This is a genomic window from Pseudomonas sp. UC 17F4, from assembly GCF_900101695.1.
GTDB lineage: Bacteria > Pseudomonadota > Gammaproteobacteria > Pseudomonadales > Pseudomonadaceae > Aquipseudomonas.
On the sequence record NZ_FNKV01000001.1, the window covers coordinates 1,712,030 to 1,724,991 of the forward strand.

The window sequence follows — 12,962 nt, forward strand, 5'->3', positions numbered from 1 at the left end:
TCGCTAAGGTCTGACTCAAGGGTTTACAATCGACTGTCCTGAAACAGGAGTAACGCTGTGCTGACCCATCTCGATTCCCAAGGTCGCGCCAACATGGTCGACGTCACCGATAAAGCCGTGACGTCGCGTGAGGCGGTGGCCGAAGCGCGGGTGCGCATGCTCCCGCAAACCTTTAACTGCAAGCCTGCGCTTTCGCAGGCTTGCAGTGTTTCAGTCTATGGTTGCGCTATCTCGTATGCTGGTGCTTTCTGAATGATTCGTCCGATGGGTAACATGTAGCGTACAAGCGATCAAGGTGGTGGAGATACCTGCTGCTAAGAGAACGCTGGCGATGTTGGCCAATTCCGCTAGCCAACCACCCAGTATGGGGAAACTGATGAACAGAGCGATGGATAGAGTGCGCACAGTCGCAAATGTCGTACCCAATTTGTTAGGGGGGCAAGTGAGTTGCAAAGTGGTTGTGAGGCCCTGAGTTGTCAGACCATAGGCGAATCCGGCGAGAAGAAAAAGTAGCGACAAGAGATTAAGCTCGAAATACGCAGGAAAAAAGCTGAGAGATCCGACTGCGAGTACTGCGAGACCAAAACACATCGACGCTATTGTGGAGCAGATACGCGAACCACTACGATAAAGGCGTGGAAACAAGAAGCCTGCAAAAATGCCGCCCAGTGCAGTTGCACTGACGATAACGCCGAAAGACGTTGCACTTTGTCCGTTCCCCTTCAACAGCAAGCTCAATAGGGAGTCGTATAGACCCAAGGCGGCTGACTGGGAAAGTATGCACATTAAAAAAATACGTGCGGTCAATTGTTTTTTGAAAAAACTATAGATTTGTCGGTTGCTGGTTTTTGGAATTAAAGGACATGTGGCCTCGCTTCTCATGATCCTTGCAGATAATAAAGTTACGAATAGTAAACCACACAAACACACAAAAGCGGAAAGTAAAAAACCGGCTGACTTAAAACTCAATCCTGTGAGAATCCCAGCTGCAAGGGGGGATACGATTTTTACGGTTTGATCTATTATCATAATTAATGAAGTGTTTCGGATAATCTGCGGTGCGGTCAGCAAGTTTCTTGTGAGAACGACTTCGGCCGCTGTTGAGCCAAGGTTAGATAAGCCCTTTAGCATTGTAAATGCCAAAAACAACTCAACGGAAGGGGCTGCAAACAGAGCGCAAGATGCAATGAAACGAATACAGAAACTGACCGAGATTATTATGCAGGGGTTGAATCGGTCTGCCAATGATCCTAGATAAGGGCCAAAGAGAAGCGCCGGAATCCCATACAAGGAAGCTGCTAATGCTAGCGTTTGTGCCGAGGCATCGAAAATGAAAGTTAGCGTCGAAAAAATGAGTATGAAGTCGAGCCATAGTACAACAGAGCTGCAGAACCGGATTCCACACAGAGAGAAGTAGTTCTTGGTGCTGATCTGTTGCACTTCAACGGTCTCCTGGCTTGATGTGCGTTGTATTGTTTATCACAAATGTTATTGTTTTGTGTTTGGTGCAAAAGTCTCTGTTTGGCATTCGGTCGGTCGATAGGTGTTGTTCGGTGGTTTATTAATTTGGCGCGGCATGACTATCTTCAACAAGGGTTTTTCATTGTGGCTGGTGAAGTTCTTAGGCTTGATGTGTGAGGGTAATTTTGCTCTGGGCAATGTCAAGGCTAATGCGGGTAAGGGGGGTCTTATAATGCTGTAAGAATATTCGTGGGTTTGGTGTTTATTGGTCTAATGAATTTTGGTGTATTACTTTGTCTTCAGGCTGAATGGTTTCAAATGATCATGAGTATGGAGCTTTCTAGTTTTTGCACTGTAAAACCTATATTCAGCCATACACCCCAATAAAGCGCCTTGACGCCGGCCCAGGCTATTTTTCGCTTCGAAGACCTGACCCCAGGGTTTACACTCTTTGCTCCTGAATAGGAGGAAAGCTGTGCTGACCCATCTCGATTCCCAAGGTCGCGCCAACATGGTCGACGTCACCGATAAAGCCGTGACGTCGCGTGAGGCGGTGGCCGAAGCGCGGGTGCGCATGCTCCCGCAAACCCTGCAGATGATCGTCGAAGGCGAACACCCCAAGGGTGACGTGTTTGCCGTGGCGCGCATTGCCGGTATCCAGGCGGCGAAGAAGACCAGTGACCTGATTCCGTTGTGCCACCCGTTGCTGCTGACCAGCGTCAAGGTCGAGCTCAGCGCCGAAGGCAACGACACTGTCTATATCGTCGCCCGTTGCAAGCTGGCCGGGCAGACCGGGGTAGAAATGGAAGCGCTGACCGCTGCCAGCGTCGCGGCCCTGACCATCTATGACATGTGCAAGGCGGTCGACCGCGGCATGATCATCGACGGCGTGCGCGTGCTGGAAAAGCTCGGCGGCAAGAGCGGCCATTACCAGGCGGATGAAGTGAAATGAAAATCAAGGTGATGTATTTCGCCCGTTACCGGGAGTTACTGGGGGTTGATGCCGAAAAGCTCGAGGGTTCGTTCGCTACCCTGGATGACGTACGCAAGGCGCTGGTTGCAAAAGGTGACAAGCATGATGTGCTGCGCGAACAGAACCTGATGTGCGCGCGCAATGAAGAGCTGTGCAAGCTGGACGAGCCGCTTGAAGACGGTGACGAAGTGGCGTTCTTTCCGCCCGTGACTGGAGGCTGAGCATGAGCGTTCGAGTCCAGAGCGAGCCCTTTGACCCGGGGGCTGAAGTCAATGCGATGCACGCGGCCAACGTCGGTGTCGGGGCGGTGGTCGGTTTTATCGGCTACGTGCGCGACTTCAATGATGGCCAGGACGTAGCAGGGATGTTCCTCGAGCATTATCCGGGCATGACCGAAAAGGCCCTGGCCAAGATCGTGGTTGAAGCCCAGCAGCGCTGGCCGTTGCTCAAGGTCGAGGTGCTGCACCGCATCGGCGGCCTGGAGCCCGGTGAGCCGATCGTTTTTGTCGGTGTTGCCAGTGCCCATCGTCAGGCCGCATTCGATGCCTGCAATTTCATCATGGACTACCTGAAAACCCGCGCGCCGTTCTGGAAGAAGGAACAGACCGGCGACGGCCCGCGCTGGGTCGAGGGCAAGCAGAGTGATGAAGAGGCTGCCGGGCGCTGGTAAATCTGATCGCGGGGCAAGCCCGCTCCTACAGGGATCAAGGTAGGAGCGGGCTTGTCCCGCGATGCTTTTGCTTGTTGAATTTTCATACCAAAAAGTCCAGTATGGAATTATAAGTACAAAATAATTCCAGGCCGACCCGCGCCTGCCCCTTTCCCTCTGTCTGGCACCACACCTCCAACAACGAGCGAGAGAGCCCCGTCATGAACAAGTTCACCCTGATCAGCGGCCTGGCCCTGAGCCTGATGGCCAGCAGCAGTCTGTTTGCCGCCGAGAAGACATTGCGCATTGGCATCGAAGCCGCGTACCCGCCGTTCGCATTCAAGACCCCTGACGGCAATATCAGCGGCTTCGACTACGACATCGGCAATGCCCTGTGCGCGCAGATGCAGGTCAAATGCCAGTGGACCGAGCAGGAGTATGACGGCTTGATCCCGTCGCTGAAGGTCAAGAAGATCGATGCGGCGCTGTCGTCGATCACCATCACCGAAGAGCGCAAGCGCTCGGTGGACTTCACCCACAAGTACTACTTCACCTCCGCGCGCCTGGCGATGAAGGAAGGCAGCCAGGTCGACGACCAGTTCGTCAGCCTCAAGGGCAAGCGCATCGGTGTGCAGCGGGCAACTACCACTGACCGTTACGTCACCGAGGTGCTGGCCCCCAAGGGTATCGAGGTGGTGCGCTACACCAGTAACGAAGAGATCTTCATGGACCTGGTTTCCGGGCGTCTGGACGGCGTTTTCGCCGACACCATTCCGCTGGAGCAGGGTTTTCTGAATACCGAGAAGGGCAAAGGCTACGCTTTCGTCGGCCCAGAGCTGAAAGACCCGAGCTATGTGGGTGAAGGCGCGGGTATCGCGGTGCGCAAGGGCAACACACAACTGGTGACCGAGCTGAACCAGGCCATCGACGCCATTCGCGCCAACGGCGAATACCAGAAGATCCAGGCCAAGTACTTCAAGTCTGATATCTACGGCGACTGATCGTCGCTTTACTCAAGGCCTGAGCGTGATCAGGCCTTGAGTTCCTTCAGGTGCTTGTACACCGTCGCCCGTCCCATCCCCAGCACATTGGCCACATAGTTGGCGGCACTCTTGCCCTTGAACGCGCCCTCGGCGTGCAGGGCCAGTACCAGTTCGCGCTTATGGTCGCGGCTGAGCAGGTTGAGGCTCAGTTGACGTTGGCGCAGCCAGCTGTTGAGGAAGGTGTTGATGCGCTCCTGCCAGTCATCGCGAAACAGCGCATCGGGCTGCGGGATCAGCTTGCTCGGCGACAAGAACAGGTCGAGCGCCGCCTTGGCGTTTTCGAACAGGGAAATATTCAGGTTGATGCACAGCACCGCCAGCGGCTTGCCGGCCGGGTCGCGCAGTACGGTGCTCAGCGAGCGGATCTTCTGACCGTCCCAGTTGAGCTTTTCGTACGGTCCGATGTTGGTCTCGTCAGTACCTTCCTCGAACATGTCCTCCAGCGCCGCATCATCGCCAATCTCGCGCTTGGACAGGTTGTTGGCAATGTAGTCGATCTTCTGGCTGCGCAAATCGTGCAGCACCACTTCGGCGTGGGGGAAGAACAGGGTGGCGATGGCGTCGGCGATGGCCCGGTAGTTGTGCAGGACGGGATCGGCTTGGGGTGTGGGCATTCGGACGGGCTCCAGGCGGTGTCAGCGCCCTTGCGACAGGGCGCTGGGAGTGTGCCGCAATCGCGGCCGGGCGTCACCCTTGCAGGCGGCGCGGCGACAGCATCGCAGCGTTGAGGCCAAAGCCCTTGAGGGTGTCAGGCAAGTCTTCACCGCGCACCAGGGCGGCGCTGGCCTGGCCCATGGCCGGCGAGGTCTGGATACCATAGCCGCCTTGCGCGGCCACCCAGAACAGCCCGGGCACCTGCGGATCGAAGCCGGCCACCAGGTCGCCGTCAGCGACGAAGCTGCGCAAGCCGGCCCAGGTACGGGTCGGGCGACGAATGCTCAGGGTGGTGGCTTCTTCGATCTGGTAGATGCCCATGGCGATGTCCAGCTCTTCGGCCTGCACGTCGTGGGGCTCGACCGGGTCGGCATTGGCCGGTGAGCCGAGCAGCATGCCGGCGTCAGGCTTCATGTAGAACGACTCATCGAGGCTGACCAGCATCGGCCAGGCATGGCTGTCGATGCCTTCGGGGCCGGCGAAGATGAACGCGGCGCGGCGCTTTGGCTGCAGGCCCAGGGGTTGGGCGCCGGCCAGTTCGCCGACTTTGTCGGCCCAGGCACCGGCAGCGTTGATCAGCACCGGGGCGGTGAAGGTGCCGCGGCTGGTCTGCACGTGCCAGAGGCCGTCGGCGTCGCGGCTCAGGTGTTGTACTTCGCAGTCGCTGTGCACTTCACCCTGCTGGCGACGAATGCCGCGCAGGTAACCCTGGTGCAGGGCGTCGGTGTCGATGTCGCTGGCACTCGGGTCGTACAGGGCGCCATGCACCTTGTCGCGGCGCAGCACCGGCAGGCGCGCGCAGGCTTGCTCGGCGCTGAGCAGCTCGACCTCTGGCACGCAGGCCTTGGCGCTCTGGTACTGACGCTGCAGCTCTTCAGGGTCGCCATTGAGATCGACGGTCATTTCCCCGCGCGGGCTGAGCAGCGGGTGCTCGGTAAAACCCGCTGGCGGCTGGTCGAAAAACGCCCGGCTGGCCAGGGTCAGTGCGCGCACTTGCGGGGTGCCATAGGCGGCGGTGTACAGCGCTGCCGAGCGGCCGGTGGAGTGGTAGCCCGGCTGCGACTCGCGCTCAAGCAGCAGTACCCGGCCGTGGCCGGCCAGCCAGAAACCGGTGGAGGCACCGGCAATACCGGCGCCGATGATGATGAAATCAGCCTGTTGCATGAAGGTTTCCTCAGTCGGCGCGTTGCAGGCGGTACAGGGCGTTGGCCAGGGCGATGTCTTCCAGGCCCAGGCCGATGGAGCGGAAAAAAGCGTGGCGCTGGTAGCCCGGCTTGTGCGCCGCACCACTGATCAATTGCGCCAGATCGCCGACGATCGCATCGGCTTGCCAGCCATGTTGTTCGGCGGCGATGCGCATCTCGCCGGCGCTGCCCGGGGTGGTTACGCGGTAGTCGCAGTAAACGTCCATCTCGCTTAAGGTCGCTGGTGGCACTTCGTGGGCACGCACCGCATTGGTGCTGATGGAGGTGATCAGCGCGGGCTTGCTCAATTGGCGCGGGTCGAGCACCGGCGTGGCGCATGAGGTGCAGAGCATGATCACGTCGGCATCCAGCACCGCCTGCTCCAGACTTTCGCTGAGCACCAGGCGCGGGTCGAGATTACTCAGGGCCTGACGCTGTTCGGTCGATTGCCGGCCCAGGCTTGGCGAGTACAGGCGGATGTCCTGCCATGGACGCAGGCTGCGGGCGTAATGCAGGTGGGCGCGGGCAATCGGGCCGCTGCCGATGATGGTCAGGCGCCGGGCCTCGCTGGCTGCCAGGGCATCGACGGCAACGGCGGTAGTGGCGGCGGTGCGCGCGGTAGTCAGTTCACCGGCATCGCACAGCAGCAGCGGCTGGCCGCTGTCCATGGACATCAGCAGGGTCCAGGCGGTGACCAGCGGTCCCTGCTCGCGGACGATATAGGGCGAGGTCTTGACCCCGTACACGCGCTGTTCGGCCAGCACGCCACCGTAGTTGATGAAGTCGCCTTTGCCGGCCGGGAATTCCACCAGTTGCTGGGGCGGTTGCACCGCTTGCCCGGCCGCCAGGTCACGGAACAGGTTGCGCAGGATCTGCGGAACATCCACCTGGGCGAGCAGTTGGCGAGCGTGCTGTTGATCGATGACGAGAGGCGCAGACATGCGAAGCTCCAAATGAACTATTTAGTCTATTATGGACTTTTAGTTTATTTGGGCAATATGCCGAGGTGTAAAAAGCATCGCGGGGCAAGCCCGCTCCTACAGGGTGGTGTAGGAGCGGGCTTGCCCCGCGATTGGTGTTACTGCACTCAGTGATGCTTGCGCGGTACCGGCTTGAGCAACTCGGTCGGTGGCATCTCGCAGCTGATCTTGCGCCCCAGCAGTTCTTCGATGGCTGGCAGCTGGTAGGAGTCATCCTCACCGGCGAAGCTGATCGACACGCCGCTGGTGCCGGCACGACCGGTACGACCAATGCGGTGCACGTAGTCGTCCGGGTCTTCCGGCAGGGTGAAGTTGATCACGTGGCTGATGCCGTCGATGTGGATACCGCGGCCAGCCACGTCAGTGGCTACCAGCACGGTGATGCGCCCTTCGCGAAAACTCTCGAGGGTCTTGATCCGCTTGTGCTGCGGCACGTCGCCCGACAGCTGGGCGGCGTTGACGCCATCGCGCACCAGGCGCTCTTCGATGCGTCGTACTTCGTCCTTGCGGTTGGCAAAGACCATCACCCGTTCCCACTTGTTCTCGGTCACCAGGTTGTACAGCAGCTTGTACTTGTCGCTGCCGGCCACGGCATAGACGTGCTGCTCGACGGTCTCGCTGGCGACGTTCTCCGGCTCGATCTCGACGATGGCAGGGTCGGTGGTCCACTGCTTGGCCAGGTTCATCACGTCTTCGGTGAAGGTTGCCGAGAACAGCAGGGTCTGGCGCTCGCTCTTGGGCGGGGTCTGGCGGATGATCTGCCGCACCTGGGGGATGAAGCCCATGTCGAGCATGCGGTCGGCTTCGTCCAGTACCAGCACCTCGACCATGTCCAGGTGTGCTTCGCCGCGCTGGTTGAAGTCCAGCAGGCGGCCCGGGGTGGCGACCAGGATGTCGCAGTGGCGGGCTTCGAGGGCCTTGAGCTGCTTGTCGAAGTCCATGCCGCCGACGAAGGTCATGACGTTGAGGCCGGTGTATTTGGTCAGCGCCGCGGCGTCCTTGGCGATCTGCACCACCAGCTCGCGGGTCGGGGCGATGATCAGCGCCCGTGGCTCGCCCATGTAGCGCTCTTTCGGCGGCGGGGTCTGCTGCAGCTGGGTGATGATCGAAATCAGGAAGGCTGCGGTCTTGCCGGTACCGGTCTGGGCCCGGCCAATGGCGTCTTTGCCACGCAGGGTGTAGCCCAGCACCTGGGCCTGGATTGGCGTGCAGTACGGGAACCCTAGGTCGTGGATCGCATGCATCAGCTCGGGCGAGAGCTTGAAGTCATGGAAGCGGGTCTTGCCTTCCTGCGGCTCGACGGCGAAGTCTTCGAGCTTCCAGGTGGAGGCGGCGGGCTTTGGCTTGCGCTCACGGCGCGGCTTGGCCTCGGCCGGTTTTTCGGCGCGTGCCGGGGCAGGGTCCACGGCTTCGGTCTTGAGCGGTGCCGACGGGGCAGGGGCCTGGGGTGCTGCGGGCGGCTGCTTCACGGGGGCAGCGGTTTCGGTGGCGAGTTGCTCAACCTCGCTCTTGCCGAACATCTTCTTGAGTGCTTTGAGCACGGTCATCTCATCAATTGGTTAAGGAATGTACGCCGGGCAGTGTAATGCAAGAATCGGGCGCGGCGTAGTGGATTGCACTGACAACTACAGGGAACGCTTCTTTTAGCGCAGGCGCTCGGCCAGCCAGTCGGCGATATCGCGAATTTCTTCCTGCAGCACTTCGTGCTCCATCGGGTACTCGGCCCACTTGGCGCTGACGCCCCAATTCTTCAGGTGCTCGTAGGCGCTGCGCCCCATGGCCGGTAGCACAACCGGGTCGTACACACCGTGCAGGCACAGGGCCGGGGTGCGTTGCTGGCAGGCGCTCAGTTCGCGTGCCTCGGTGAAAGTCGGGGCATAGGTCGAAAGCGCCAGTACGCCGCCCAGGGCTTCTTGCCACTTTATATAGGCAGTGTGCAGCACCACGGCGCCGCCCTGGGAAAAGCCGGCGAGGATGATCCGCGACAGGGCCACACCCTTGGCCTGCTCGGCCTTGATCAGTTCGATCACCTGTTCCGCCGATTCGTGCAACTGGTCTTCATCGATGGCCCGCGCCGGGCTCATGGCCTTGATGTCGTACCAGCTGGGCATTGCATAGCCGCCGTTGATGGTCACCGGACGGGTGGGTGCCTGGGGCATGACGAAGCGGGTGGTCAGCAGAACTTCCTGCAGGGCCTCAGCCACCGGCATGAAGTCGTAACGATCGGCCCCCAGGCCGTGCAACCAGATCACACAGGCGTCTGCGGTTTTTTGTGGTTCGAGAATCAGCGGGTGGGTCATGACTGCTCCGAAAGTGTGCGCGCGCTCTTGTTTGCGTGCATGAAATGAAGGCGCGTCGGGTAAATCCGGGAAAAACCTGTCGCAAGGTTGCAAGTTTTCCTATTGACGTTAACTGAAACGCTTTAGCCCTTCAGTGTGGTACGCGCTTTGCTATGAAACTCCAGATGCGAGGTTACACGTTTTGGACGGTAACACCCGTTAGCGGTCCCCAAGGCTGTCACAGAACAGCGCATTGCGCCAATTGACCCAAAAACAAGCCAACACGGGTCGGATGCGCCTCATAAGGGTGCGGTGCAATCCCGGCTCACACAACAAGAGCAAAACTGGAGGTTTGAATGAAGATGTTGAAATCCACACTGGCAGTGGTTACCGCTGCTACCGCGTTGGGTATCAGCGGTTTCGCACAGGCAGGTGCGACCCTGGACGCAGTACAGAAGAAGGGATTCGTTCAATGTGGCGTCAGTGACGGCTTGCCGGGCTTCTCGGTACCGGATGCCAAGGGCAACATCGTCGGTATCGACGCCGACGTCTGCCGCGCGGTCGCCGCTGCGGTGTTCGGCGACGCCAAGAAGGTCAAGTTCAGCCAGCTCAACGCCAAGGAGCGCTTCACCGCGCTGCAATCGGGCGAAGTCGACGTGCTGTCGCGCAATACCACCTGGACCAGCTCGCGCGACGCCGGCATGGGCCTGGTGTTCGCCGGTGTTACCTACTACGACGGCATCGGTTTTCTGGTCAACAAGAAGCTCGGCGTTTCCAGCGCCAAGGAACTGGACGGTGCAACCATCTGCATCCAGGCCGGTACCACCACCGAACTCAACGTCTCCGACTACTTCCGCGCCAACGGCCTGAAATACACCCCGATCACCTTCGACACCTCCGACGAGAGCGCCAAGTCGCTGGAATCCGGCCGTTGCGACGTGCTCACCTCGGACAAATCGCAGCTCTACGCACAACGCTCCAAGCTGGCCGCCCCGGCCGATTACGTGGTGCTGCCAGAGACCATCTCCAAGGAGCCGCTGGGCCCGGTGGTGCGCAAAGGCGATGAAGAGTGGTTCAGCATCGTCAAGTGGACCCTGTTCGCCATGCTCAACGCCGAAGAGATGGGCATCAGCTCGAAAAACGTCGAAGCCGAAGCCAAGGCCACCAAGAACCCTGACGTGGCCCGCATGCTCGGCGCCGACGGCGAGTACGGCAAAGACCTGAAACTGCCGAAGGACTGGGTAGTGCAGATCGTCAAGCAGGTCGGCAACTACGGCGAAGTCTTCGAGAAAAACCTGGGCAAGGAAACCCCACTGCAAATCGACCGCGGTCTGAACGCCCTGTGGAACAACGGCGGCATCCAGTACGCGCCACCGGTGCGCTGACGGTTGCGGCCTGCGGCGGCATCCGGCCGCCGCAGGCTGTTCGGTTCCCTTCCTTGCGGGGCATTACATGCAAAATAATATCGGCGCACCCAAGGGACTATCCCTGAGCGATCCACGTGTGCGTGCGTGGCTGTTCCAGATTATCATCGTGGTCGCGGTGGTCGGTCTGGGCTGGTACCTGTTTCACAATACCCAGACCAACCTGCAACACCGCGGGATCACTTCGGGCTTCGACTTTCTCGAACGCAGTGCCGGTTTCGGCATCGCCCAGCACCTGATCCCCTATACCGAACAGGACAGTTATGCGCGGGTGTTCGTTATCGGCCTGCTCAACACCCTGCTGGTAACCTTCATCGGCATCATTCTCGCGACCCTGCTGGGCTTCATCATCGGTGTGGCACGACTGTCACCGAACTGGATGATCAGCAAGCTGGCCACTGTGTATGTCGAGACTTTCCGTAACATCCCACCGCTGCTGCAGATCCTGTTCTGGTACTTCGCGGTGTTCCTGACCCTGCCGGGACCGCGGGGTAGCATCAATCTCAACGACACCTTCTTCATCAGCAACCGGGGCCTGAACATGCCCGGTGCTGCCATGGCCGATGGATTCTGGCCATTCGTCGTCGCCGTCGCACTGGCAATCCTTGCCATTGTGGTAATGGTGCGCCTGGCCAACCGGCGCTTTGAGGCCACCGGCGAGCCGTTCCACAAATTCTGGGTCGGCCTGTTCCTGTTCTTCGGCATTCCGGCGTTGTGCGTGCTGCTGTTCGGCGCGCCGGTGCACTGGGAGATGCCGCAGCTCAAGGGCTTCAACTTCGTCGGCGGCTGGGTATTGATCCCGGAACTGCTGGCGCTGACCCTGGCACTGACCATCTATACCGCAGCGTTCATCGCCGAAATCGTGCGTTCCGGCATCCGTTCGGTGAGCTACGGCCAGACCGAGGCGGCTCGCTCCCTGGGCCTGCGCGAAGGGCCGACGCTGCGCAAGGTGATCATTCCCCAGGCGCTGCGGGTGATCATCCCGCCGCTGACCAGCCAGTACCTGAACCTGGCGAAGAACTCTTCGCTGGCGGCCGGTATCGGCTACCCGGAAATGGTCTCGCTGTTCGCCGGTACCGTGCTTAACCAGACCGGCCAGGCCATCGAGGTGATCGCCATCACCATGAGCGTCTATCTGGCCATCAGCATCAGCATTTCCCTGCTGATGAACTGGTACAACAAGCGCATTGCGCTGATCGAGCGGTGAGGACAAGCGCATGAGTACCCATGTTTTCAAACCTGATATGCCGCCACCGGTCAAAGCCGTCGGCGTAATGGCCTGGATGCGCGCCAACCTGTTCTCCAGCTGGCTCAACACCCTGCTGACGCTGTTTGCCGTGTACCTGGTGTGGCTGATCGTGCCGCCGCTGCTGCAGTGGTCGATCTTCGACGCCAACTGGGTGGGCACCACCCGCGCCGACTGCACCAAGGAGGGCGCCTGCTGGGTGTTCATCCAGCAGCGCTTCGGCCAGTTCATGTACGGTTACTACCCGAGCGAGCTGCGCTGGCGTGTCGATTTGACCGTCTGGCTGGCGGTAATCGGCGCCGCGCCGTTGTTCATCTCGCGCTTCCCGCGCAAGGCGGTTTACGGCCTGGGCTTTCTGGTGCTGTACCCGATCATCGCCTACACCCTGCTGCACGGCGGCTACCTGGGCCTGGCCACGGTACCGACCAACCAGTGGGGCGGGCTGATGCTGACCCTGGTGATCGCCACCGTGGGCATCGTCGGGGCCTTGCCGCTGGGCATCCTGCTGGCGCTGGGGCGGCGTTCGAACATGCCGGCGGTGAAGGTGGTCTGCGTGGCCTTCATCGAGTTCTGGCGCGGCGTGCCGCTGATTACCGTGCTGTTCATGTCCTCGGTGATGCTGCCGTTGTTCCTGCCTGAGGGCATGAGCTTCGACAAGCTGCTGCGGGCCATGATCGGGGTGATCCTGTTCCAGTCGGCGTATATCGCCGAAGTGGTACGTGGCGGCCTGCAGGCTATTCCCAAGGGCCAGTACGAAGCCGCTGCGGCGATGGGCCTGGGCTACTGGCGCTCGATGGGCCTGGTGATTCTGCCGCAAGCCCTGAAGCTGGTAATCCCCGGCATCGTCAACACCTTCATTGCCCTGTTCAAGGACACCAGCCTTGTAATCATCATCGGCCTCTTCGACCTGCTCAACAGCGTCAAGCAGGCAGCTGCCGACCCGACCTGGCTGGGCATGGCGACCGAGGGCTATGTATTTGCCGCCCTGGTTTTCTGGATTTTCTGTTTCGGTATGTCCCGCTACTCCATGCATCTGGAGCGCAAGCTGGACACAGGCCACAAGCGTTAG

13 protein-coding genes and 1 pseudogene are annotated in these 12,962 nt (G+C 60.0%); 8 read left to right on the forward strand and 6 right to left on the reverse strand.

The genetic code is table 11. The features are described from left to right. Nucleotides 1-57: 57 nt before the first annotated feature. Nucleotides 58-171: pseudogene (gene moaC, locus BLR26_RS07965) on the forward strand (cyclic pyranopterin monophosphate synthase MoaC); the annotation flags it as partial. Nucleotides 172-210: 39 nt separating this feature from the next. Here moaC (BLR26_RS07965) and BLR26_RS07970 read toward each other — a convergent pair. Continuing rightward, entirely contained in the window at nt 211-1,440 is a 1,230-nt protein-coding gene (locus BLR26_RS07970; protein ID WP_176794218.1) for an MFS transporter, read from the reverse strand. Nucleotides 1,441-1,936: 496 nt separating this feature from the next. Here BLR26_RS07970 and moaC (BLR26_RS07975) point away from each other — a divergent pair, with 496 nt between their 5' ends. The 4 genes from moaC (BLR26_RS07975) (at nt 1,937) to BLR26_RS07990 (ending at nt 4,084) form a co-directional block, all read left to right on the forward strand. Further along, nucleotides 1,937-2,413, forward strand: coding sequence for a cyclic pyranopterin monophosphate synthase MoaC (gene moaC / locus BLR26_RS07975; protein WP_010220726.1), 477 nt, complete (start codon nt 1,937-1,939; stop codon nt 2,411-2,413). Next, complete coding sequence (gene moaD / locus BLR26_RS07980) at nt 2,410-2,655, forward strand: molybdopterin converting factor subunit 1 (protein ID WP_093379745.1); 246 nt, start codon at nt 2,410-2,412, stop codon at nt 2,653-2,655. The genes moaC (BLR26_RS07975) and moaD overlap by 4 nt, the downstream gene beginning before the upstream one ends. Before the next feature lie 2 nt (nt 2,656-2,657). Continuing rightward, nucleotides 2,658-3,104 (forward strand): molybdopterin synthase catalytic subunit MoaE, encoded by a 447-nt coding sequence (gene moaE / locus BLR26_RS07985; RefSeq protein WP_093379749.1) that lies wholly within the window; start codon nt 2,658-2,660, stop codon nt 3,102-3,104. A 200-nt stretch (nt 3,105-3,304) separates the two neighbouring features. Next, nucleotides 3,305-4,084 carry an ABC transporter substrate-binding protein gene (locus BLR26_RS07990; protein ID WP_045197257.1) on the forward strand — a complete coding sequence of 260 codons (780 nt, stop codon included), beginning with the start codon at nt 3,305-3,307 and terminating at the stop codon, nt 4,082-4,084. Between the two features lie 29 nt (nt 4,085-4,113). Here the strand turns inward: BLR26_RS07990 and BLR26_RS07995 are convergent, their stop codons facing one another. The 5 genes from BLR26_RS07995 to BLR26_RS08015 all read right to left on the reverse strand — a co-directional run bounded on the left by BLR26_RS07995 (nt 4,114) and on the right by BLR26_RS08015 (nt 9,244). Beyond that, nucleotides 4,114-4,740, reverse strand: a complete 627-nt coding sequence (locus BLR26_RS07995; protein ID WP_045197259.1) for a helix-turn-helix transcriptional regulator — start codon at nt 4,738-4,740, stop codon at nt 4,114-4,116. Nucleotides 4,741-4,813: 73 nt separating this feature from the next. Further along, complete coding sequence (locus BLR26_RS08000) at nt 4,814-5,944, reverse strand: NAD(P)/FAD-dependent oxidoreductase (protein ID WP_093379754.1); 1,131 nt, start codon at nt 5,942-5,944, stop codon at nt 4,814-4,816. A 10-nt stretch (nt 5,945-5,954) separates the two neighbouring features. Beyond that, entirely contained in the window at nt 5,955-6,905 is a 951-nt protein-coding gene (locus BLR26_RS08005; protein ID WP_045197264.1) for an ornithine cyclodeaminase family protein, read from the reverse strand. Between the two features lie 146 nt (nt 6,906-7,051). Beyond that, the gene (gene rhlB / locus BLR26_RS08010) at nt 7,052-8,485 is read right to left on the reverse strand and encodes an ATP-dependent RNA helicase RhlB (RefSeq protein ID WP_045197884.1); all 1,434 of its coding nucleotides are present in this window, start codon (nt 8,483-8,485) and stop codon (nt 7,052-7,054) included. A gap of 102 nt (nt 8,486-8,587) precedes the next feature. Further along, nucleotides 8,588-9,244: an alpha/beta hydrolase gene (locus tag BLR26_RS08015; RefSeq protein WP_045197265.1), complete on the reverse strand. Its 657-nt coding sequence runs from the start codon at nt 9,242-9,244 to the stop codon at nt 8,588-8,590. A gap of 335 nt (nt 9,245-9,579) precedes the next feature. Here BLR26_RS08015 and BLR26_RS08020 point away from each other — a divergent pair, with 335 nt between their 5' ends. From BLR26_RS08020 to BLR26_RS08030, 3 genes are all read left to right on the forward strand, one after another. Continuing rightward, on the forward strand, nt 9,580-10,608 hold the full coding sequence (locus BLR26_RS08020) for an amino acid ABC transporter substrate-binding protein (RefSeq protein WP_038998832.1): 1,029 nt from the start codon (nt 9,580-9,582) through the stop codon (nt 10,606-10,608). Nucleotides 10,609-10,675: 67 nt separating this feature from the next. Beyond that, complete coding sequence (locus tag BLR26_RS08025) at nt 10,676-11,854, forward strand: amino acid ABC transporter permease (protein ID WP_093379763.1); 1,179 nt, start codon at nt 10,676-10,678, stop codon at nt 11,852-11,854. Between the two features lie 10 nt (nt 11,855-11,864). Beyond that, the gene (locus tag BLR26_RS08030; RefSeq protein ID WP_093379767.1) at nt 11,865-12,962 is read left to right on the forward strand and encodes an amino acid ABC transporter permease; all 1,098 of its coding nucleotides are present in this window, start codon (nt 11,865-11,867) and stop codon (nt 12,960-12,962) included.

What these genes read in the sequence shown, in the direction of transcription:
- moaD (WP_093379745.1), top strand. Translation starts at nt 2,410, where the DNA reads ATGAAAATCAAGGTGATGTATTTCGCCCGTTACCGGGAGTTACTGGGG.
- moaE (WP_093379749.1), top strand. Translation starts at nt 2,658, where the DNA reads ATGAGCGTTCGAGTCCAGAGCGAGCCCTTTGACCCGGGGGCTGAAGTC.
- BLR26_RS07990 (WP_045197257.1), top strand. Translation starts at nt 3,305, where the DNA reads ATGAACAAGTTCACCCTGATCAGCGGCCTGGCCCTGAGCCTGATGGCC.
- BLR26_RS07995 (WP_045197259.1), bottom strand. Translation starts at nt 4,740, where the DNA reads ATGCCCACACCCCAAGCCGATCCCGTCCTGCACAACTACCGGGCCATC.
- BLR26_RS08000 (WP_093379754.1), bottom strand. Translation starts at nt 5,944, where the DNA reads ATGCAACAGGCTGATTTCATCATCATCGGCGCCGGTATTGCCGGTGCC.
- BLR26_RS08005 (WP_045197264.1), bottom strand. Translation starts at nt 6,905, where the DNA reads ATGTCTGCGCCTCTCGTCATCGATCAACAGCACGCTCGCCAACTGCTC.
- BLR26_RS08015 (WP_045197265.1), bottom strand. Translation starts at nt 9,244, where the DNA reads ATGACCCACCCGCTGATTCTCGAACCACAAAAAACCGCAGACGCCTGT.
- BLR26_RS08020 (WP_038998832.1), top strand. Translation starts at nt 9,580, where the DNA reads ATGAAGATGTTGAAATCCACACTGGCAGTGGTTACCGCTGCTACCGCG.
- BLR26_RS08025 (WP_093379763.1), top strand. Translation starts at nt 10,676, where the DNA reads ATGCAAAATAATATCGGCGCACCCAAGGGACTATCCCTGAGCGATCCA.
- BLR26_RS08030 (WP_093379767.1), top strand. Translation starts at nt 11,865, where the DNA reads ATGAGTACCCATGTTTTCAAACCTGATATGCCGCCACCGGTCAAAGCC.